The following is a 19,481-nucleotide window of genomic DNA, read 5'->3' as shown; positions in this document are numbered from 1 at the left end:
GATGCTTGCCCCGGGAGACATCCTGCACCTGCGCGACGATCGGCTCTTCCATAGCGTGGACGCCATTCACCAGCGGGATGTCGAGGCGCCCTTCGAGCGCTTCATCATCATCAACAGCCGCTTCGTGGATGACTTCCAGAACCGTATCCTGCGTCGACACTTCCCCGATGCGGTGCTCAACGAGACCCGCTGAGCCTACCTCTGAGCGTGTAACAAAGACGCTCCCCGGAACATTGCGGGGGGCGTCCTACTGCTTGCGGGTCGCGCCAGGCAAATGGCTTACCGGCGGATGCCCTCAAAGGTCACATAGAGTTCGAGGTCATGCATCGCCGCCGGGAAATCGCTCATGTCGATGCCGTAATCTGCCAGGATCAACATGGTGGAGCCCTCGAAACCGGCACGATAGCCCCCCCAGGGATCCTTGCCCTCGCCGATCAGGGTGACGGGCATCTCGACCGTGTTGGTCTCGCCATGCAGGGTCAACTCACCGGTGAGTATGCCGGTGTCATCACCGGTCGGTTCGAAACCGGTGGAGTTGAAGGTAGCGGTGGGATACTCGCCTACGTCCAGGAAGTCATCACTCAGGATGTGCTTGTCACGCTCGGCGTGGTTGCTGTTAAGGCTGGCGATCTGAACCTCGAGCTCGGCGCCGGAGGCTTCCAGATGCTCGGGGTCGTAGCTGAAGCTGCCGGAGAACTCCTCGAAGTTGCCGAGGATGTAGGAGTAGCCCAGGTGGCTGATCTTGAACTGGATGAAGGCGTGCTGGCCGTCGGTATCAATCACATAGTCGGCGGCCTGGGCCTGACTGACGCCTACCAGGGCGGCGGCACTTAGGGCGGTGGCAATGGCGGTCTTCTTGATCATCAGGTCTCTCTCCTTGCGGGCATGTCGGGCTTGCGAGTGTGTCGCGAAAGGATATCGCCTCAGCGGCGACGCGAATGGCGCGGGTCGACCATGCGCAACAGGACGTCGTTACCATCGACCCAATGGTGCTTGAGCGCTGCCAGGCCATGCCCCGCCGCCAGCAGGATCAGTGCCAGGGCACTGTACCAGTGGACCTGGCCGGCCAGGGTGGCCTGATAGGGCAGGTTGCTGATCACGGCGGGCACCGTGAAGGCATCGAACACCGCGATGCCCTTGCCGTCGGCGGTGGAGATCAGGTATCCGCTGATCATCACCACCAGCATTAGCACGTACAGGGCGATGTGGCCGAGTTGGGCGACCAGTCGCTCGAGACGACCTCCCCTCGCCAGCGGAGCGGGATTGACGACCCGCCAGGCCAGGCGGATCAATGTGGCGAACAGCAACAGCATGCCCACGGAGCGATGCCACCACGGGCCGAGGTTATACCAGCTGTGGTAGTAATCGAGCCCGGTCATCCACCAGCCCAGGATGAAGAGAGCAGCGATCGCCAGAGCACTGATCCAATGCAGCAGGATGCTGATCAGTCCCCAGCCGCTGCGGCTGTTCTTCCACATGGCGATCCCTTGATCCGCGTGTGTCAATGCAACAGCGTAGCGCAGGGCAGCATCGACATCCGCTGAAAAAAGCCGAACGCATCATTCACAAAAATCACCCTCGCCATCATGGCCGTACATGCAACGGGGAGAATCCTGATCGATGGGTGAACAACTCGAGCTCACCCCAACGCGTCGAGCCCGCGAGCCAGATCGGCGCGGATATCTTCCATGGCCTCCAGCCCGACCGCCACGCGGATCAGCCCCTCGGTGATCCCGGCGGCGTCCTTCTGCGTCTGGGAGAGGCGTCCATGGGTGGTGGTGGCGGGATGGGTGATGGTGGTCTTGACGTCCCCCAGGTTGCCGGTAATGGAGAGCATGCACGTCGCATCGATCACCGACCAAGCCGCCTCGCGCTCGCCTTTCACCTCGAAGCCCAGCACCGCCCCATAGCCCCGCTGCTGGCGGCTGGCGAGCGCGTGCTGCGGATGAGTGGCCAGGCCGCTGTAGTGGACCCGCGCTACGGCGGGATGTCCCTCTAGCCACTCGGCCAGCAAACGGGCATTCTCGCAGTGGGCACGCATGCGCAGGTTGAGCGTCTCCAGGCCCTTGGTGAAGATCCAGGCGTTGAAGGGACTCAGGCAGGGGCCGCAGGTACGCACCACCCCGAACACCTCCTCGAGCTCCTTGTCGCGCCCCACCACGGCACCGCCGATCGCCCTGCCCTGCCCGTCCAGGTACTTGGTGGCGGAATGGATCACCAGGTCGGCACCCAGGGCGATGGGCTTTTGCAGTGCCGGGGTCAGAAAGCAGTTGTCGATGGCCAGCAGCGCATTATGGCGGTGGGCGATCTCGGCCAGGGCGGCGATGTCAACGAGCTCGGAGAGCGGGTTGGAGGGCGTCTCGGCAAACAGCAGCCGTGTGGCCGGGGTCATCGCCGCCTCCCAGGCCTCGAGATCGGAGAGCTCGACATAGCGCGTGGTGATGCCGAACTTGCCCAGGTACTTGTCGAACAGGCTGACCGTAGAGCCGAACAGCGAGCGCGAAGCCACGATCTCGTCACCTGACTGCAGCAGGGCCAGCGCCGTGGCCAGGATCGCCGCCATGCCGGAACTGGTGGCGACACAGCGCTCGCCTGCCTCCATGGCGGCCAGACGCTGTTCGAAGGTACGCACGGTGGGGTTGGTGAACCGCGAGTAGACGTTGCCCGGTGTCTCGCCACTGAACTTGGCGGCCGCCTCGGCGGCACTGCCGTAAACAAAGCTCGAGGTGGGAAAGATCGGTTCGCCATGCTCCTGCTCATGGGTACGCTGGTGACCGGCGCGGATCGCCAGGGTCTCCAGTTCCCACTGCGAGGCCGATGTATGATCCTGCTGCATGACATATCCCTCAATCGTCAAGATCGTCTTCCTGGTTGTGCATGCCTACCAGAGCGTGGTCGCCGGCGCTGCGTTGCTGCTTGGCGTCGTCATTGCGCGAGGCCTCCAGCGCCGACAGGTAATGTGCGTCGATATCGCCGGTGACGTACTGGCCATCGAACACCGAGCAGTCAAAGGCCTCGAGCTCGGGGTTGACCTCGCGGCAGGCGGCCTTCAAGTCCTCAAGATCCTGATAGAAGATCCGATCGGCCCCGATCAGCTCGCCGACCTCGGCCTCGCTGCGGCCATGGGCGATCAGCTCGCTGGCCGCCGGCATATCGATGCCGTAGACGTTGGGATAACGCACCGGCGGCGCCGCCGAGGCGAAGTAGACCTTGCGCGCCCCGGCCTCGCGGGCCATCTGGATGATCTGCTTGCAGGTGGTCCCGCGCACGATGGAGTCATCCACCAGCAGTACGTTCTTGTTCTTGAACTCGACACCGATGGCGTTGAGCTTTTGACGTACCGATTTCTTGCGCTGGGTCTGGCCCGGCATGATGAAGGTTCGCCCAATGTAGCGATTCTTCATGAAGCCCTCGCGATAGGTCACGCCCAGGTGCTGGGCGAGCTCAAGTGCCGAGGTGCGCGAGGTGTCGGGAATCGGAATCACCACATCGATGTCGTGTGCCGGCCACTCGCTCTGGATGCGATCACCGAGCTTGCGACCCATCTGCATACGGGTGCCGTAAACATAGGCACCGTCGAGGATGGAATCGGGACGCGCCAAGTAGACGTGCTCGAAAATACAGGAGGTGAGCCGCGGATGGTCGGCACACTGCTGAGTATGGATGGCGCCGGTCATGTCGACGAAGATCGCCTCGCCCGGCATCAGGTCACGGTGCAGCTGGAAGCCGCCCACGTCCAGCGCCACCGACTCGGAAGCGATCATCACCTCCTGGCCGGCTCCCTCGTCGCGGGTGCCGAACACCACCGGACGAATGCCGTGGGGATCGCGAAAGGCGACCAGCCCCACACCATTGATGATCGCTACCGCGGCGTAGCCGCCCCGGCAGCGACGGTATACGCGACGCACCGCATCGAAGATGTCGCCAGGTGCCAGGTGCAGGCCCTGCTTGCCGAGTTCATGAGCAAAGACATTGAGCAACACCTCGGAGTCGGAGCTGGTATTGATGTGGCGCAGGTCGGAGGAGAACAGCTCCTGCTTGAGCTGGTCGGAATTGGTCAAGTTGCCGTTGTGCGCCAGGGTGATGCCGTAGGGCGAGTTGACGTAGAACGGCTGTGACTCCGCCTCGCTGGAGGAGCCCGCGGTGGGATAGCGCACATGTCCGATGCCCAGGTTGCCCTTGAGGCGGGTCATGTGACGGGTATGGAAGACATCCCGCACCAGGCCGTTGCTCTTGCGCAACAGGAACTGGCCATCGTGCCAAGTCATCATGCCGGCGGCATCCTGTCCGCGATGCTGGAGCACCGTCAGGGCGTCATAGATGCCCTGGTTCACCGCCTGCTTGGCCATCAGGCCCACGATACCGCACATTCCACCTTACCTCGCTTGCCTGGAACTTGCTGTGACTGGAACTTGCTGTGACTGCCACCGCGATGCACCGCAACCGCGAACCACCACACGATGTCTCTGTCAGGGGCGTATCGACTCTGTAGCGTCTTGCCCAGCCGGATGGGTGTCGATCACCGACGGCCGCTCTGGACGCGGCAGGGAGAACTCGCGCAGCGATGTCGGCGCCTCGGGAATGCGCCCTTCCCACTCCTCGAGATGACGCAACGCCCAGTCGCGCAGCTGCTCGAAGGGTGGGCGCAGCTCGGCCTGCTGCCAGGCCTGAAGCTGGGCCAGTGGCGTCAAGCCGAGCAGGATGGTGGCCAGTACCAACATCGCCCCCCCCTTGGCCAGACCGAAGGCGGCACCGGTGAGCCGATTCGCAAGCCCCATCCCCACCCACTCCACGGCGGCATGCATCAGGCGGATGACGAACCCACCAAGCAGGATCACCGCAAAGATCACCAGCACGAAGGCCAGCACCAGCCGCCCGTCGGGATTGTCGATCACCCCGGAGAACAGGTCCGCTACCGGCGGGGCCAGCAGCCGTGCCACCAGCAGGGCGATGATCCAGGTCGCCAGGCCCAGGGCCTCGCGGATCAGCCCACGCACGAAGCCGGCCAGCCCGGTCACCACCAGCACCGCCACGAAGAGCCAATCGATCCAGGTCAGTGCCATGCTCAGTTGTCCGCCCGTACCAGCAGGCCCTGGAGGTTGGAATCAGCCTTGAGCGCGGACATTACCTCCTCAGCCTCACGCGAGGTTTCATAAGGACCGACATAGACGCTGGTCAGACCGCTTTCCCGAACGCGACGATAGACGGGCAGGCCCTGCCCGGACAGCCTCGAGGCGAGACGCTCGGCATTCGCCTTCTCGCCGAAGCTGCCGACCTGAACGGCCCATCCGCCCTTGGCGGCGCTGGCGCGGTCCGCCTGCTCAGCCTGTTGCGACATCCGCTGCTCGGCGGCGCGCGCCAGCGCGGCGATGGGATCCTTATCCTGACCCTGGGCGTCCTGCGCTCCCGCATCGGCAGATGCCTGATTCGCGCCAGAGGACGCCTTGGCCGTGGTATCGGTCGCCTGCCCGGTGTTCGAGGGCCGATCCGCCGGCGCCTGCCGGGATGCTGTCGAAGCGCTGGGCAACTGGATCTGCCCCAGGCTCGCCGGCGGCTGCGGGTCGGGCACGTCTCGATGCTTGACTTCCACCGGCTGCTCGATGGTCATCACCGGCTGGGGGCGCTCGCTGCGCGGTGCAGGATCGTCGAACAGCATGGGGACGAAGATCACCGCCAGAGCAATCAGGATCACTGCCCCGCTAAGACGTTCTCGCATTCCATATTTCATCGCAAACCCTCGAGAATGGTGGCTTGCCCTGCAGTCTGATCCGGCCCCGGCCGCGTCGCCAGGTACCATTCCAGCACCTCGGCCACGGTGAAGAAGGAGCCGCAGACCAGCACGCGATCCTCGGGTGCAAGCCGCGCCGCCAGCCAGCCAGCCGCATCAGCCGGTGAGGCAGCGCAATGCCACACCTCGACGCCGGCGAACGCCAGGCGCTCAGCCAGATCCTTTGCTGTGCGAGCCCGCTCACCACCCAGGCTCACCGGCACCCAGGTATCTACCACCGGCGTCAGGGCGGCGATCACACCGTCGGCATCCTTGTCGGCGAGCATGCCCAGCAGGCCGACGGTGCGGCCCGTGCAGGGAAGCGCCGTCAGGCGCTGGGCCACATAGTGGGCGGCATGGGGATTGTGTCCCACATCCAGGCACCATGGCCCCAGCCACTGCATGCGACCCGCCAGCTGGACGCCGGAAAGCGCACGGCGACAGGCGTCCGCCTCCAGCACCACACCCGCCAAGTGCAGGGCCTGCAGGGCCGCGGCGGCGTTATTCAGCGGCAGGCCGGGGTCGGGGAGCGCGCTCAAGGCCAGCGCCGGCCCCCGAAAGCGCCAGCCCTCGCCATCGCCCTCGCGATGAAAGGCCTCGCCCAGCGCGTGAACCTCGGCGCCGAGTTTGCCAGCCACCTGCCGCACGCTCTCCGGCAGCGTCGTGCTGCCCAGCACCGCAGGTCGATGGGCGCGCAGGATGCCAGCCTTCTCGCGGCCGATACCCTCGAGGTCGGTGCCCAGGAAGGCAGCGTGGTCCTGGGCCACAGTAGTGATCACGGCCACATCCGGGTCGATGATATTGACCGCATCCAGGCGGCCGCCGAGGCCCACCTCGAGGATGGCCAGCTCCGGGCGCTGCTGGGCGATGGCCCACAGCGCACCCAGGGTGCCCATCTCGAAGTAGCTCAGGCTGATCGGCTCTCCCCCCTGGCGGGCCGCCTCCACCGCCGCGAAGCCGGCGATCAAGGTCGCGTCGTCGGCCTCCTGGCCATCGAGGCGCAGACGCTCGTTGTAGCGCAGCAGGTGGGGCGAGGTGTAGCTCGCCGTGGTGAGGCCATGGGCCCGTGCCAGCGCCTCGAGCATGGCCACGGTCGAGCCCTTGCCGTTGGTGCCGGCCACGGTGATTACCTGCTCGCTAAGCGGCAAGGCGAAAAGCCCCATGCGACGCGCCACCTCGGCGACACGCTCGAGGCCCAGCTCGATACCCACTGGGTGAGCCGTTTCCAGCCGGGCCAGCCAGGCCGAAAGCGTGGTGGGCAGGGTGTGATCCTTCATGCCGATCGGTCAGCGCCCCGGGTCGTGGCGCTCGCCGACCGGCGCGGCGTCACCCGGGGGCTTCGGCTCGGTATGAGACGCCGCAACGCTGACCGCCAGAGCCTCATCCTGCTCGGCCTGCTCGGCGGCCTGCACCAGGTCGGGCGCATCGACGAGATCATCGTCCTGCCCGGCCACCGGCCAGTGGGTCAGCTTGCGCAGCAGGCTACCCAGTCGCTCGCGCATCTCGCCACGCGCCACGATCATGTCCACGGTGCCGTGCTCAAGCAGGAACTCGCTGCGCTGGAAGCCTTCCGGCAACTGCTCGCGTACCGTCTGCTCGATGACCCGCGGGCCGGCGAATCCGATCAGCGCGTTGGGCTCGGCCACGTTAAGGTCGCCAAGCATCGCCAGGGAGGCGGTGACGCCGCCGAACACCGGGTCGGTGAGCACTGAGACATAGGGCACACCGGCCTGCTTGAGCTTCTCGAGCGCCGCCGAGGTCTTAGCCATCTGCATCAGCGAGAACAGCGCCTCCTGCATGCGAGCGCCGCCGGAGGCCGCGAAGCAGATCAACGGGATGCGCTCTTCCAGAGCGAGGGTCGCGGCACGTACGAACTTCTCGCCCACCACGGCGCCCATGGAACCGCCCATGAAGGTGAACTCGAAGGCCACCACCATCACCGGCAGCCCTTCGAGGGTGCCACGCATGGCGATCAAGGCGTCATGCTCGCCGGTTCCTTTCTGGGCCGCTGCCAGGCGATCCTTGTACTTCTTGGAGTCGCGGAACTTGAGGCGATCGACCGGCTCGAGATGGGCGGCGATCTCCTCGCGTCCCGCCTTGTCCAGGAACCAATCCAGGCGCTTGCGGGCAGTCAGTCGCAAATGATGGTCGCACTTGGGGCAGACGTTATGGTGCTTCTCCAGCTCGGGGAGATAGAGTACCGCCTCGCACTTGGGACACTTGCTCCACAGGCCATCAGGCACGCTCGCCCGACGATCCTTGCGCTGGATGCGGCCCACCGAGGGCACGATCTTGTCTAGCCAGCTCATGTCAGAAACACCCGTATAGGCTGATGCCCCCGGAGGCCCCGGGAGCAGGATCGATTCGGTTGGCGACGGGCGCGGATCAGGCGTCCAGCGCCTGGCGCATCTCCCCCAGTACCGCTTGCAGGGCGGCGGGAATCGCCTCGGGCCGTTCGGCGTTCTCGGCGATGCGGTTGACCAGCGCCGAGCCGACGATCACGCCATCGGCCACCTTGCCCACCTCGGCGGCGGAGGCCCCGTCGCGGATGCCGAAACCCACACACAGCGGCAGCTCGGTCATCTCGCGCAGTGGCGCCAGGTGCTGTGCCACATCCTCGGCATTGAGGGTCGCCGAGCCGGTCACGCCCTTCAGCGAAACATAGTAGAGGTAGCCCTCGCCATGGGCGCATATTGTAGCGGCCCGGGCGCGCGTAGTGGTAGGGGCGACAAGGAAGATCGAGGCCAGCCCGCGAGCCTTGAGCAGTGGCCCCACCTCGTCGGCCTCCTCGGGTGGCATGTCGACGATCAGCACACCGTCAACGCCGGCCTCGGCGGCCTGATCGGCGAAGGCCGCAAGGCCGATGCGCTCCACCGGATTGAGATAACCCATCAGCACCACCGGAGTCTCGCCATCGCTCTGGCGAAACTCGCGCACCATCTCGAACAGGTGGGAGAGGCGCACGCCGTGCCTGAGGGCACGCTCGCAGGCCTTCTGGATCACTGGCCCATCGGCCATGGGGTCCGAGAACGGCACCCCCAGCTCGATGATGTCGGCCCCGGCTTCCACCAGCGCGTGCATGAAGCCGACGGTATGCGCGGGTGCCGGGTCACCGGCGGTGATGTAGGGAATCAGCGCGCGACGGCCCTGGGCCTTGAGCGCGGTGAAGCGTTGGTCGATACGATTCATGGTCTGGGCCGTCATCTAGAATTCGATCCCGTCAATCTTTGCCACCGTCATGATGTCCTTGTCTCCACGCCCGGAGAGGTTGATCACGATGTTCTGGTCGGGACGCATGGTGGGGGCCAGCAGCTTGGCATAGGCCAGGGCATGGGAGGACTCCAGGGCCGGCATGATGCCCTCGACGCGGGTCAGCTCGCGGAACGCCGCGAGGACCTCGGTGTCGTTGGCGGCGACATAGTGGACCCGCCCCACGTCCTTCCACAGCGCATGCTCGGGCCCCACGCCGGGGTAGTCCAGGCCCGCCGAGATGGAGTGAGTGTCGGATACCTGGCCACCCTCGTCGGACATCAGGTAGGTGCGGTTGCCGTGCAGCACCCCGCGCGGCGCACCGGAGGCCAGAGGCGCGGCATGGCGTCCGGTCTCGACGCCCTCGCCACCGGCCTCGACGCCGTACATGACGACATCGTCATCCTCGACGAACGGGTAGAACAGGCCCATGGCGTTGGAGCCACCGCCCACGCAGGCGATCAGTGCATCGGGCAGCTTGCCGAACTCCGCAAACGATTGCGTTCGCGCCTCGCGGCCGGCCACCGAATTGAAATCACGCACCAGCATCGGGTACGGGTGCGGGCCGGCCACGGTGCCGATGATATAGAAGGTGTCGTCGACGTTAGTCACCCAGTCGCGCAGCGCCTCGTTCATGGCGTCTTTGAGCGTGCGGGTGCCCGAGGTGACCGGAATGACGTTGGCCCCCAGCAGACGCATGCGATAGACGTTGAGCTTCTGGCGCTCGACGTCCTCGGCGCCCATGTAGACCTCGCACTTGAGGCCCAGGCGCGCCGCCACGGTGGCCGTCGCCACACCGTGCTGGCCGGCGCCGGTCTCGGCGATGACCCGCGGCTTGCCGCTCTTCTTGGCGAGCAGCGCCTGGCCGATGGTGTTATTCACCTTGTGGGCACCGGTGTGATTGAGGTCCTCGCGCTTGAGCCAGATCTGTGCCCCGCCGAGCTGCTTCGACCATCGCTCGGCATGATAGAGCGGTGACGGGCGGCCCACGTAATGGGCCAGGTCATAGTCGAATTCCGCCTGGAAGGCCGGGTCGTCGCGAAGACTCAGGTAGGTCTTCTCCAGCTCATCCAGGGCGAAGCTCAGGGTCTCCGAGACGAACCGGCCGCCGTAGGCGCCGAAATGGCCGCGGGCATCCGGCAGTCGGGTCAGGTCACTGAACTTGCTCACGAAAGACACCTCATAGGGTCGCCAGTAAAGGATGCAGGGGAAACAGGGTGGAGCGAGCGGCTCAGGCGCCGCAACGCGCGTTATCGGCTCTGCGCACGGCCCGCTGGAAGGCCGCCATCTGCGCGGCATCCTTGATGCCGGGGGCAGCCTCGATGCCGCCGGAAACATCCACGGCGAAGGGGGCCACTGCGGCAATCGCCTCGGCCACGTTGTCCGGCGTCAAGCCTCCAGCGAGGATAACAGGTTTTGCCAGGGGTGCGGGGATTCGCGACCAGTCGAAGGTCTTGCCAGTGCCCCCCGGCACGCCCGGTCGATAGGCATCCAGCAGCAGCGCCCGAGCCCCGCCGAAGGCCTCGGCGGCGGCGCGCAGGTCGAGGCCATCGCGCATACGCAAGGCCTTGATCCAGGGGCGCCCGGCGGCCATGCAGGCGTCGGGCGACTCATCGCCATGAAACTGCACAAGATCCAGGTGCATGGCGCAATGGGCCAGCAGTGCCGGAGCCGGGTCGACGAACAGTCCCACGCGGGTAACGAAGGCCGGCACCCGTTCGCTCAGTGCGGCGAGGCGTTGCTCGTCGATGGCGCGCTGGCTACCCGGCCACAACACGAAGCCCAAGGCATCGGCACCCGCAGCCACCGCGGCATCGACATCCTGGGGACGGGTCAGGCCGCAGAACTTGATGCGGGTTCGGTTCATGACATCGCTCACGTCTCACTCCTCACCACTCACCCCTTCTGCCAGGGGCCTACCTCGTCTGAACGCGACCATCGGGCAGTCGGGTAACGGCCGCTCACCGGTCCATTCGCCGAGGAAGGCCAGCAGGTTGGGGCCCAGCGGTTCGCGGGGCAGCCCCCACGCCGCGTCATACAGCGAGTCGACGAAGTGCAGACCACAGGCTGGCGCCGTCACGTCGGCCTGACGCCGGTCCTTGAGTGCCATCAGCGTGGCCAGGTAGTCATCGCCACGCTCGCCACGCCCCACCGTGACCAGAGCGCCGACGATATTGCGGATCATATGGTGCAGGAAGGCATTGCCCTGGACGTCGATGACCACCAGCGGGCCATGACGATGCACCTCGATGAAGTGCAGGTGGCGCCAGGGGGTCTTCGACTGGCAGCCGGCGGCACGGAAGCTCGAGAAGTCGTGCTCGCCCACCAGCGCCTGGGCGGCCCGGTGCATGGCCTCAACATCCAGCGGGTCGCGGCACCAGGTGGCATTGGCCCGCTCCAATACCGGGCGGCTGGGCTGGTTGAGGATCACGTAGCGGTAACGCCGTGCCAGGGCCTTGAAACGCGAGTGAAACCCCTCGGGAACCGATGCCACCCAGCGCACGGCGACATCCCGCGGCAGGTTGGCATTGACCCCGAACACCCAGGCCTTCTGCGAGCGCGGCACCGGGGCATCGAAGTGAATAATCTGACGGGTGGCATGCACCCCCGAGTCGGTGCGCCCGCTGGCATGCACAGTGATGAACTGGTTGGCGACCTTGGCCAGCGCCCCTTCCAGCGCCCCTTGTACAGAAGGGGCATGCTTGAGGCGCTGCCAGCCACAGTAGGCGCTGCCGTCGTACTCCACTCCCATGGCCAGGCGGCCTGTCAGGGGGTGGCGGTCATCGAGGGATCGGAAAAGGGTCATTCGGCCTCATTGCACGGATTGATCCAGCAATTCGCGGGCCTCCTGCCGGGCATCCGGGTCGTCGGACTCGTCGATCAGACTCTCGAGCAGTACACGAGCCTGGCCGGCCTCGCCGGCGTCCAGCAAGCGCCGCGCCTCAGCCAGTGTCGAGGAAGAGGAAGGCGCCGCGAAATAGTGGGTATTATCCCGCGACAGCGGCGGGAAGGCCACCTCCTCGACGTCCCACTGCTCAAGGTCATCACGCTCGGCCCTGATAGCGGGTTTGGCAGCGGCCGACTCGCCGCCTCCGCCGGTGGCCGAGGTGAACTCCACGCTGGGCTGCATGGGCGTCTCCTCGCGGGGTGCCGGGCGCTTTTCAAGCGTCGGCGGTTGGTAGTCGATGAAGCGGCTGCCGTCTTGCATCTGTCGCGCGGTCAGTGGCGGCTGTGGCAGCTCATCGGTTCCCTTCGCACCATGGGACTGCGGCCCTTGTTCAGGAGAACGATAGCAGGCTGCAAGCTCACTGCGCTCGGCCGCAGAGTCGCCCTGACTGGGCCCCTTCGACGATCGCAACGCCTTATCGCGCGTATCATCAGAGGACATGTCACGAGAAGGCGTTTTACTACAGGCACTAGAGGTGATCTCTTTGCACTCGCCTGACTCATGGGTATCGAGCGCCTCATTCACCCCGGCGGCCTCGAAGAGCCGCGGGGGATGTTCGTCAGCCGCAGGGAAGATGGCCCGATCGGCGGGCGACTCCGCTCGGGGCTCGTCTGGTGCCGCGCTGAGCGCATGGCCTTCCAGCAACTGCTCGACCTCGGCGCTGATCTGAGGGTCTGCGGTATCGCGCAATTGCTTGGCCTGGTGCGCGGCAGACGCATGATCGCCCTGCTCGAGAAGCACGCGCAGCAGCTTGAGTCTGAGATCATCACGGCCGGGCTCCCGCTCGAGGCTGGCGTCGAGCAGTTCACGCGCCTGGTCGTAGCGCCTGTAGGCAATGAAGATATCGGCCTCATTGATCGCCTCGGTTTCGGGCATGGAGGCGTACACCGGTGCCTGGCTGTCGATGCGCTGGGCATCCTTCTGCGCAGCCGTCTGGTCGCCCGGCGCCTCCAGGCCATCATCTGGTGTCTCTACCGGCTGCGCCTCATTGAAGTCCCTCGTCGAATCGCTGTCATCACGCCGGCGGTGGCGCAGCACGGCCCACAGTGCAAGCAACAGCGCCAGGCCTGCCCCTCCCAGCAGCAGAGAGCGGCTACCCTCCCCCGGTACCAACGTCCCCCACCAGGGCGCCTGTTGTAGCGAATCCGCCGTGCTGTCCGGTGCCACCTCACTACCCCCGCCGGCGGCATCAACGCCCTGCCTATCGGCTGTCAGCACGGCCAGTTGATCGCCCATGGCCTGCAGTTCATCGCGCAGGTTTGCGAGCTGTGCTTGCAGCACGTCACGCTCGCGGCGAACCGCTTCCAGGGCCTGACGGTTCTCGCGCCAGCGGGACTCGAGTCGCTGCAGGCGCTGTGCCTCGGTGAGTTCGGCGCTGCCGTGGATCATCCCCAGCACCCCCGGAGCGATGACCGGGCCTGCCCCCTCGCTGCCGTCGGGCATGGCCAGGGGCGGCGGCGCATCCCGCTGAAATGACAAGGTTGACTGAGCTGACTGACCGCCCTCCTGCGGGTTCGATACGCCATCGCCCGGTGCCGCGACCTCGGCGGCCAGCTCGGCATCGCTGAGCAGGGTCAGCCGTTGCCCCCCTTCACTGGCGGTGTCATCACCACTTTGTGAAGCCTCACGCGACGCTGCCTTAGGCTGGCCTGTCTCGGCAAGTGCCGCTGACGCGCCCTGCGGCGAGGGGGCGCGGGCCACCGCCACTGGCGCCGGTGACCCGCTGCCGCGGTTGGCCCAGGCCTGGTTCATGGCCTGAACGAGGCGGTCGGCCTCGGCCTCGGAACGTGACGTGATCGCCTGGCGAGGCGGCACCACCAGCGTAAAGCCGGCGCGCATGGCGTTAATATTGCCGGAAGGAAAGACCTCGGGGTTAGCCTCCACCAGGGCCACCATCATCTGGCTCATGCTAATGCCGCTGTCCGGTCGCAGCCGCCTCGCCACCGTCATTAGGGTATCGCCACTGCTTATCCAGGCAGGGTCTCCCGCGTCCGCCCTCGAGGTGCGAGCTTGCAAGCGTGAAGAGGATTGCCGCGCCGGGGCGTTCGAGCGTGGCGGGGCAACCGATGACCGCGGCGCAATGGATGACGCTTCGACCAACGCCGGAAGCTGGTCATAGTCGGGCGGGTCAAGCAGCAGGGTGACTTCCTGGAGTTGCTGGCCCCCCGGCCACTCCAGGCGCAGCAGCAGATCGAGCCAGGGTTCATTTACCGGCCGCTGGGTGCTCAGGTCGACCACCAGCCGTCCTTGCCGACGAGTGACCTCCATCTTCACGCTGGCGGCCAACGGCGTACGCGACAGGCCGGCCGATGAGAAGGCCTGCTCATCGGCCACCGAGACATTAAGCAGCTCAGCCTGCAATCCACTGCTGTCGGTCAAGGGAATGCTCGCCCGCAATGGGGCATTAAGCGTCGAGTTCACCTCGGCCTCTTCCAGGCCGAGAGCCAGCGCCAACGGACTGGTGGCGGAGAGCGAAAGCAGCATGGCGAGCAACAGCTTGCGTTTCATCAGACTCCCTAGCGTCGTTCCACTGCGTCCCACCAGACAGGTGGTGACCGCGTCGTTCATCCTACTGGCGATGATGCCGCTGCATCATCTTCCCTGTACCGATACGCCTGCTGATACTTATCGGCAGCGCCACCCGCAACCTGAGTTATCGATGGCGCAACAGCCCCATCATGGCTTAACAATGCAAGCGGGACGCCATCAAGGCGTCCCGCTTGCATTCAGGTGATCCAGGTCAGCGCTGGCGGCTTACTGCTCCCGCAGGATGCGCAGCATCCGCTTGAGCGGCTCGGCCGCGCCCCACAGCAGCTGGTCGCCGACACTGAAGGCGGAGAGGTACTCGCCGCCCATGGCCAGCTTGCGCAGCCTGCCCACCGGCACGCTCAGGGTACCGGTGGCCGCGGCCGGAGTGAGGCCCTCGATGCTCGCATCCTTGTTGTTGGCAATCACCTTGACCCAGTCGTTGTGCCTGGCGATACGATCCTCGATCTCGTCGATCGGGACATCCTTTTTGAGTTTGATGGTGAAGGCCTGACTGTGCGAGCGCATGGCACCGATACGCACGCAGAGGCCGTCGATGGGAACGGGATTGTCCTGAAGGCCGAGGATCTTGTTGGTCTCGACAGACCCCTTCCACTCCTCCTTGCTCTGGCCGTTCTCCATGGGCTTGTCGATCCACGGCAGCAGGCTACCGGCCAGCGGTGCCCCGAAATTGTCGGTGGGAAAATCACCGCTACGCATGGCCGCCGTGACCTTGCGGTCAATGTCGAGAATGGCGCTGGCCGGGTCGGCGAGCTCATCAGCCACGCTGTCGCGCAGGTGACCCATCTGGTTGAGCAGTTCGCGCATGTGCTTGGCGCCGGAACCGGAAGCGGCCTGATAGGTCATGGAGGTCATCCACTCGATCAGGTTCGCCTCGAAAAGGCCGCCAAGGCCCATCAGCATCAGACTCACCGTGCAGTTGCCGCCGACGAAGGTCCTGGCGCCCTTCGCCAGCTGGGCATCGATCACTTTGCGATTGACCGGATCGAGCACGATGGTCGCGTCATCCGCCATGCGCAGGGTGCTGGCGGCATCGATCCAGTAGCCCTTCCAACCTGCCTGACGCAGGTCAGCATAGACCTTCTCGGTGTACTCGCCGCCCTGGCAGGTCACCACCACGTCCAGTGCCTTGAGGGCGTCCAGATCGAAGGCATCCTTGAGCGGCGGCACGTCGACGCCGACATCGGGGCCTTGCTGACCGACCTGGGAAGTGGTGAAGAAGATCGGCTCGATGCCCGAAAAATCGCCATCCTCGAGCATGCGTTGCATCAAGACGGAACCCACCATGCCACGCCAACCGACAAAACCGACGTTCAACATGTAAAGCCCTCCAGAAATCGAATGTAAGGACATTATACAGAAAGCCGGGACGAGCGCCGAGCAGGATGCTGCTCGCGCAACACTAAAGCACCAAAGGAAAACCTCCCGCAGGTTACTCTGCGGGAGGTGGTTCTTGGCTGCTTGGCGCTGGGCCGCTTACTGCGCCTCGAAGGCCGCCAGCACGGCATCGCCCATCTCGGCCGTCGAGACGCTGCGCGTGCCTTCGAGGGCGATGTCGGCCGTTCTCAGGCCGCCGTCCAGCACCGTGCCCACGGCAGCCTCGATGCGGCTTGCCAGCGCCGGCTCGTCGAGGGAGTAGCGCAGCATCATGGCCACCGAGAGAATGGTTGCCAACGGGTTAGCGATGCCTTGACCGGCGATGTCCGGTGCGCTGCCGTGACAGGGCTCGTACATGCCCTGGCCGCTCTCGTTGAGCGAGGCCGAGGGCAGCATACCGATGGAGCCGGTGAGCATGGCGGCGGCGTCCGAGAGGATATCGCCGAACATGTTGCCGGTGACCACCACGTCGAACTGCTTGGGTGCGCGCACCAGTTGCATGGCGGCGTTGTCGACGTACAGGTGGGAGAGCTCGACGTCCGGATACTCTGGCGCCAGACGCTCCATCACCTCGCGCCACAGGATGGTGACCTCGAGCACGTTGGCCTTGTCGACGCTGCAGAGCTTCTTGCCGCGCTTGTGCGCCATCTCGAAGGCCACGCGACCGATGCGCTCGATCTCGCTCTCGGAATAGACATAGGTATTGAAGCCCACCCGCTCGCCGTTACGCTCCTCGATGCCGCGCGGCTGGCCAAAGTAGATGCCGCCGGTGAGCTCACGCACGATCATGATATCCAGGCCGGCCACCAGCTCAGGCTTGAGGCTGGAGGCGGAGGCTAGCTGCGGATAGGTGATGGCCGGGCGCAAGTTGGCGAACAGGCCCAGCTGCTTGCGCACCCCAAGCAGCCCCTTTTCCGGGCGCTTGCTGAGATCCTCGATCTTGTCCCACTGGGGGCCGCCCACAGCACCCAGCAGGATGCCTCGCGCCGCCTTGGCCTTCTCGAGGGTCTCAGCTGGCAACGGCTCGCCATGTACCTCATAGGCGGCACCGCCCAGCAGCCCCTCCTCGACCTCGATGTCGAGACCGCGGGCCTGGCAGGCCGCCAGGATACGGCTGGCCTGGGCGGTGATCTCGGGGCCGATGCCGTCCCCCGGTAGTACCAGAATCTTCTGCGTCATCTTTGCTTCCTTGTATGGCCACCCCCGGTACAAGGCTTTTCCGGCGACAAGCCTGCGAGGAGGCGCTGTGAACCCATCCCTGGGCGCTGCCAATGCCATCCCCCTGGCATAGGACCTCCTCTTCGGCTTGTCCCCGGCGCCCCGGTCCCGTCAAGAACAGCCAGATCTACGTCATTAAGCCTGAGCGGAATCGCGAAACAGCCAAGGCCGCGCTGCGCGGTGCTTCGCCTCGAAGGCGCGGATGGCCTCCTCGTCCTTCAAGGTGATGCCGATGTCGTCCAGGCCTTCGAGCAGGCACTGCTTGCGGAACGCGTCCACCTCGAAGGTGATTGTCTCACCGGAGGGCGTGATCACCTGCTGATTCTCCAGGTCCACGTCGAGCCGGTAGCCTTCGTTGGCCTCGACTTCTGCGAACAAGCGATCCACGGTCTCCTCGGGCAGGGTCACCAGCAACAGGCCATTCTTGAAGGCGTTGTTGTAGAAGATGTCGGCAAAGCTCGGCGCGATGATCACCCGGAAGCCGAAGTCCTCCAGCGCCCAGGGCGCGTGCTCGCGCGAACTGCCACAGCCGAAGTTGCGCCGCGTGAGCAGTATGCTGGCCCCCTGGTAGCGCGGCTGGTTGAGCACGAAATCAGGATTCTTGGGGCGCTTCGAGACATCCTGGCCAGGCTGGCCTTCGTCGAGGTAGCGCAGCTCGTCGAAGAGATTAACGCCGAAGCCGGTGCGCTTGATCGACTTCAGGAACTGCTTGGGAATGATCAAATCGGTATCGACATTGGCCCGGTCGAGCGGTGCGACGAGGCCTTGGGTGCGTTCGAACTTGTTCATGGTTCAGGCCTCCTGTGCCTGGGCATCGTCATTGGCGGCACCAGTGTCTCCCAGCTCCCTCACATCCACGAAGTGGCCAGCAATCGCCGCGGCCGCGGCCATGGCCGGGCTGACCAGGTGGGTGCGCCCGCCGAAGCCCTGACGGCCCTCGAAGTTGCGGTTGGAGGTGGAAGCGCAGTGCTCCCCGGCCCCCAGCTTGTCGGCATTCATGGCCAGGCACATGGAGCAGCCCGGCTCGCGCCACTCGAAGCCTGCCTCGATGAATACCTTGTCAAGGCCTTCCGCCTCAGCCTGGCGCTTCACCAGGCCGGAACCGGGTACCACCATGGCCAGCGCGATGGAGTCGGCGACCTTCTTGCCGCGCACCACCTTGGCCGCCTCGCGCAGATCCTCGATGCGCGAGTTGGTGCAGGAGCCGATGAACACCTTGTCGAGGCGGATATCGGTGATCTTCTGCTTCGGCGAGAGCCCCATGTACTCCAGCGCCCGGGTGTAGCCACGCTGCATGGTCTCATCGCCGGCCTCAGCAGGATCCGGCACCTCACCGGAGATGCCGGTGACCATCTCGGGGCTGGTGCCCCAGGAGACCTGCGGCTCGATCTCGGCGGCATCCAGGGTCACCACCTTGTCGAAGGCGGCATCGGCATCGGCATCGGAGACCAGGTGGCGCCAGTCGGCCACCGCGGCGTCCCACTGCTCGCCCGTCGGGACATAGTGACGGTCACGCAGGTAGTCAATGGTGGTATCGTCCACAGCGATCAGCCCAACCCGTGCGCCGGCCTCGATGGCCATGTTGCAGACGGTCATCCGGCCCTCCATGGAAAGCTCGCGGATGGCGCTGCCGGCAAACTCGATGGCGTAGCCGGTACCACCGGCGGTGCCGATGTGGCCGATGATCGCCAGCACGATGTCCTTGGCGGTGACGCCGGTACCGAGTTCGCCCTCGACGCGCACCTGCATGTTCTTCATCTTCTGGGCCAGCAGGCATTGGGTGGCGAGCACGTGTTCCACCTCGGAGGTGCCGATGCCATGGGCGAGCGCCGCGAAGGCGCCGTGGGTGGCGGTATGGGAATCACCGCAGACCACGGTCATCCCCGGCAGGGTGGCACCCTGCTCCGGGCCCACCACGTGGACGATGCCCTGGCGCGGGTCGTTGATCTTGAACTCCTCGATGCCAAACTCGCCGCAGTTGTCGTCGAGGGTCTGCACCTGAATCAATGACACTGGGTCCTTGATACCGGCGTTGCCCTCGGCACGCTCCCTGAGGGTGGTGGGCACATTGTGGTCGGGGGTGGCCAGGTTGGCATCGATGCGCCACGGCTTGCGCCCCGCCAGGCGCAGCCCCTCGAAGGCCTGGGGCGAGGTCACCTCGTGGAGCAGTTGACGGTCAATGTAGATCAGCGCGGTGCCGTCGTCGCGCTGCTTGACGAGATGCTGCGTCCACAACTTGTCGTAGAGTGTCTGGCCTGCCATATCGTTCTCCCGGGCATTTCGCCCTGTTCTCGTCCGGTCGTGTTTCTGGGCAAGGGGTCAAGGATCCTACGTAGATGCTTCCTCGCTTCCTGTTTGAGTGCAGTTTCCCGCCCC

Annotated in this window: 18 protein-coding genes; 1 reads left to right on the top strand and 17 read right to left on the bottom strand. The window is 65.4% G+C overall.

Annotated features, from left to right (window positions below):
• The first annotated feature begins 1 nt into the window (after position 1).
• The gene (locus DFO68_RS01085) at positions 2–193 is read left to right on the top strand and encodes a hypothetical protein (protein WP_279512785.1); all 192 of its coding nucleotides are present in this window, start codon (positions 2–4) and stop codon (positions 191–193) included.
• Positions 194–279: 86 nt separating this feature from the next.
• Here the strand turns inward: DFO68_RS01085 and DFO68_RS01080 are convergent, their stop codons facing one another.
• From DFO68_RS01080 to leuC, 17 genes are all read right to left on the bottom strand, one after another.
• Positions 280–864 (bottom strand): YceI family protein, encoded by a 585-nt coding sequence (locus DFO68_RS01080; protein ID WP_133481200.1) that lies wholly within the window; start codon positions 862–864, stop codon positions 280–282.
• Positions 865–923: 59 nt separating this feature from the next.
• Positions 924–1,478 carry a cytochrome b gene (locus DFO68_RS01075; RefSeq protein ID WP_133481198.1) on the bottom strand — a complete coding sequence of 185 codons (555 nt, stop codon included), beginning with the start codon at positions 1,476–1,478 and terminating at the stop codon, positions 924–926.
• A gap of 161 nt (positions 1,479–1,639) precedes the next feature.
• Positions 1,640–2,836 carry an O-succinylhomoserine sulfhydrylase gene (locus DFO68_RS01070; protein ID WP_133481196.1) on the bottom strand — a complete coding sequence of 399 codons (1,197 nt, stop codon included), beginning with the start codon at positions 2,834–2,836 and terminating at the stop codon, positions 1,640–1,642.
• A 10-nt stretch (positions 2,837–2,846) separates the two neighbouring features.
• On the bottom strand, positions 2,847–4,370 hold the full coding sequence (gene purF, locus DFO68_RS01065) for an amidophosphoribosyltransferase (RefSeq protein WP_133481194.1): 1,524 nt from the start codon (positions 4,368–4,370) through the stop codon (positions 2,847–2,849).
• Positions 4,371–4,469: 99 nt separating this feature from the next.
• Complete coding sequence (locus DFO68_RS01060) at positions 4,470–5,063, bottom strand: CvpA family protein (RefSeq protein WP_133481192.1); 594 nt, start codon at positions 5,061–5,063, stop codon at positions 4,470–4,472.
• 2 nt (positions 5,064–5,065) lie between these two features.
• The gene (locus DFO68_RS01055) at positions 5,066–5,716 is read right to left on the bottom strand and encodes an SPOR domain-containing protein (RefSeq protein WP_243726376.1); all 651 of its coding nucleotides are present in this window, start codon (positions 5,714–5,716) and stop codon (positions 5,066–5,068) included.
• 8 nt (positions 5,717–5,724) lie between these two features.
• Positions 5,725–7,044: a bifunctional tetrahydrofolate synthase/dihydrofolate synthase gene (folC, locus tag DFO68_RS01050; protein ID WP_133481188.1), complete on the bottom strand. Its 1,320-nt coding sequence runs from the start codon at positions 7,042–7,044 to the stop codon at positions 5,725–5,727.
• A gap of 9 nt (positions 7,045–7,053) precedes the next feature.
• Complete coding sequence (accD, locus tag DFO68_RS01045; RefSeq protein ID WP_243726375.1) at positions 7,054–8,076, bottom strand: acetyl-CoA carboxylase, carboxyltransferase subunit beta; 1,023 nt, start codon at positions 8,074–8,076, stop codon at positions 7,054–7,056.
• A gap of 76 nt (positions 8,077–8,152) precedes the next feature.
• A complete protein-coding gene (trpA, locus tag DFO68_RS01040) occupies positions 8,153–8,956 on the bottom strand; it encodes a tryptophan synthase subunit alpha (RefSeq protein WP_133481491.1) in 804 nt (267 codons plus the stop codon).
• 15 nt (positions 8,957–8,971) lie between these two features.
• The gene (gene trpB / locus DFO68_RS01035; RefSeq protein WP_133481186.1) at positions 8,972–10,186 is read right to left on the bottom strand and encodes a tryptophan synthase subunit beta; all 1,215 of its coding nucleotides are present in this window, start codon (positions 10,184–10,186) and stop codon (positions 8,972–8,974) included.
• Positions 10,187–10,247: 61 nt separating this feature from the next.
• Positions 10,248–10,883, bottom strand: coding sequence for a phosphoribosylanthranilate isomerase (locus DFO68_RS01030; protein WP_133481489.1), 636 nt, complete (start codon positions 10,881–10,883; stop codon positions 10,248–10,250).
• 15 nt (positions 10,884–10,898) lie between these two features.
• Entirely contained in the window at positions 10,899–11,822 is a 924-nt protein-coding gene (gene truA / locus DFO68_RS01025) for a tRNA pseudouridine(38-40) synthase TruA (RefSeq protein WP_133481184.1), read from the bottom strand.
• 6 nt (positions 11,823–11,828) lie between these two features.
• The gene (locus tag DFO68_RS01020) at positions 11,829–14,471 is read right to left on the bottom strand and encodes a FimV/HubP family polar landmark protein (RefSeq protein WP_166637501.1); all 2,643 of its coding nucleotides are present in this window, start codon (positions 14,469–14,471) and stop codon (positions 11,829–11,831) included.
• A 246-nt stretch (positions 14,472–14,717) separates the two neighbouring features.
• Positions 14,718–15,830, bottom strand: coding sequence for an aspartate-semialdehyde dehydrogenase (asd, locus tag DFO68_RS01015; protein WP_133481180.1), 1,113 nt, complete (start codon positions 15,828–15,830; stop codon positions 14,718–14,720).
• A gap of 156 nt (positions 15,831–15,986) precedes the next feature.
• A complete protein-coding gene (gene leuB / locus DFO68_RS01010) occupies positions 15,987–17,066 on the bottom strand; it encodes a 3-isopropylmalate dehydrogenase (protein WP_133481178.1) in 1,080 nt (359 codons plus the stop codon).
• 174 nt (positions 17,067–17,240) lie between these two features.
• Positions 17,241–17,894 (bottom strand): 3-isopropylmalate dehydratase small subunit, encoded by a 654-nt coding sequence (gene leuD / locus DFO68_RS01005; protein WP_133481176.1) that lies wholly within the window; start codon positions 17,892–17,894, stop codon positions 17,241–17,243.
• Positions 17,895–17,897: 3 nt separating this feature from the next.
• A complete protein-coding gene (gene leuC, locus DFO68_RS01000; RefSeq protein ID WP_133481174.1) occupies positions 17,898–19,367 on the bottom strand; it encodes a 3-isopropylmalate dehydratase large subunit in 1,470 nt (489 codons plus the stop codon).
• Positions 19,368–19,481 lie beyond the last annotated feature (114 nt).

The organism is Halomonas ventosae (assembly GCF_004361885.1).
GTDB lineage: Bacteria > Pseudomonadota > Gammaproteobacteria > Pseudomonadales > Halomonadaceae > Halomonas > Halomonas ventosae_C.
The sequence above is the reverse complement of the archived record's forward strand: the minus strand, read 5'-3'. Positions and strand labels throughout refer to the sequence as shown.

Bases quoted from the DNA above. Each gene is read 5' to 3' on its own strand.
- DFO68_RS01085 (WP_279512785.1), top strand. From the start codon at position 2: ATGCTTGCCCCGGGAGACATCCTGCACCTGCGCGACGATCGGCTCTTC.
- DFO68_RS01080 (WP_133481200.1), bottom strand. From the start codon at position 864: ATGATCAAGAAGACCGCCATTGCCACCGCCCTAAGTGCCGCCGCCCTG.
- DFO68_RS01075 (WP_133481198.1), bottom strand. From the start codon at position 1,478: ATGTGGAAGAACAGCCGCAGCGGCTGGGGACTGATCAGCATCCTGCTG.
- DFO68_RS01070 (WP_133481196.1), bottom strand. From the start codon at position 2,836: ATGCAGCAGGATCATACATCGGCCTCGCAGTGGGAACTGGAGACCCTG.
- purF (WP_133481194.1), bottom strand. From the start codon at position 4,370: ATGTGCGGTATCGTGGGCCTGATGGCCAAGCAGGCGGTGAACCAGGGC.
- DFO68_RS01060 (WP_133481192.1), bottom strand. From the start codon at position 5,063: ATGGCACTGACCTGGATCGATTGGCTCTTCGTGGCGGTGCTGGTGGTG.
- DFO68_RS01055 (WP_243726376.1), bottom strand. From the start codon at position 5,716: ATGCGAGAACGTCTTAGCGGGGCAGTGATCCTGATTGCTCTGGCGGTG.
- folC (WP_133481188.1), bottom strand. From the start codon at position 7,044: ATGAAGGATCACACCCTGCCCACCACGCTTTCGGCCTGGCTGGCCCGG.
- accD (WP_243726375.1), bottom strand. From the start codon at position 8,076: ATGAGCTGGCTAGACAAGATCGTGCCCTCGGTGGGCCGCATCCAGCGC.
- trpA (WP_133481491.1), bottom strand. From the start codon at position 8,956: ATGAATCGTATCGACCAACGCTTCACCGCGCTCAAGGCCCAGGGCCGT.
- DFO68_RS01030 (WP_133481489.1), bottom strand. From the start codon at position 10,883: ATGAACCGAACCCGCATCAAGTTCTGCGGCCTGACCCGTCCCCAGGAT.
- truA (WP_133481184.1), bottom strand. From the start codon at position 11,822: ATGACCCTTTTCCGATCCCTCGATGACCGCCACCCCCTGACAGGCCGC.
- DFO68_RS01020 (WP_166637501.1), bottom strand. From the start codon at position 14,471: ATGAAACGCAAGCTGTTGCTCGCCATGCTGCTTTCGCTCTCCGCCACC.
- asd (WP_133481180.1), bottom strand. From the start codon at position 15,830: ATGTTGAACGTCGGTTTTGTCGGTTGGCGTGGCATGGTGGGTTCCGTC.
- leuB (WP_133481178.1), bottom strand. From the start codon at position 17,066: ATGACGCAGAAGATTCTGGTACTACCGGGGGACGGCATCGGCCCCGAG.
- leuD (WP_133481176.1), bottom strand. From the start codon at position 17,894: ATGAACAAGTTCGAACGCACCCAAGGCCTCGTCGCACCGCTCGACCGG.
- leuC (WP_133481174.1), bottom strand. From the start codon at position 19,367: ATGGCAGGCCAGACACTCTACGACAAGTTGTGGACGCAGCATCTCGTC.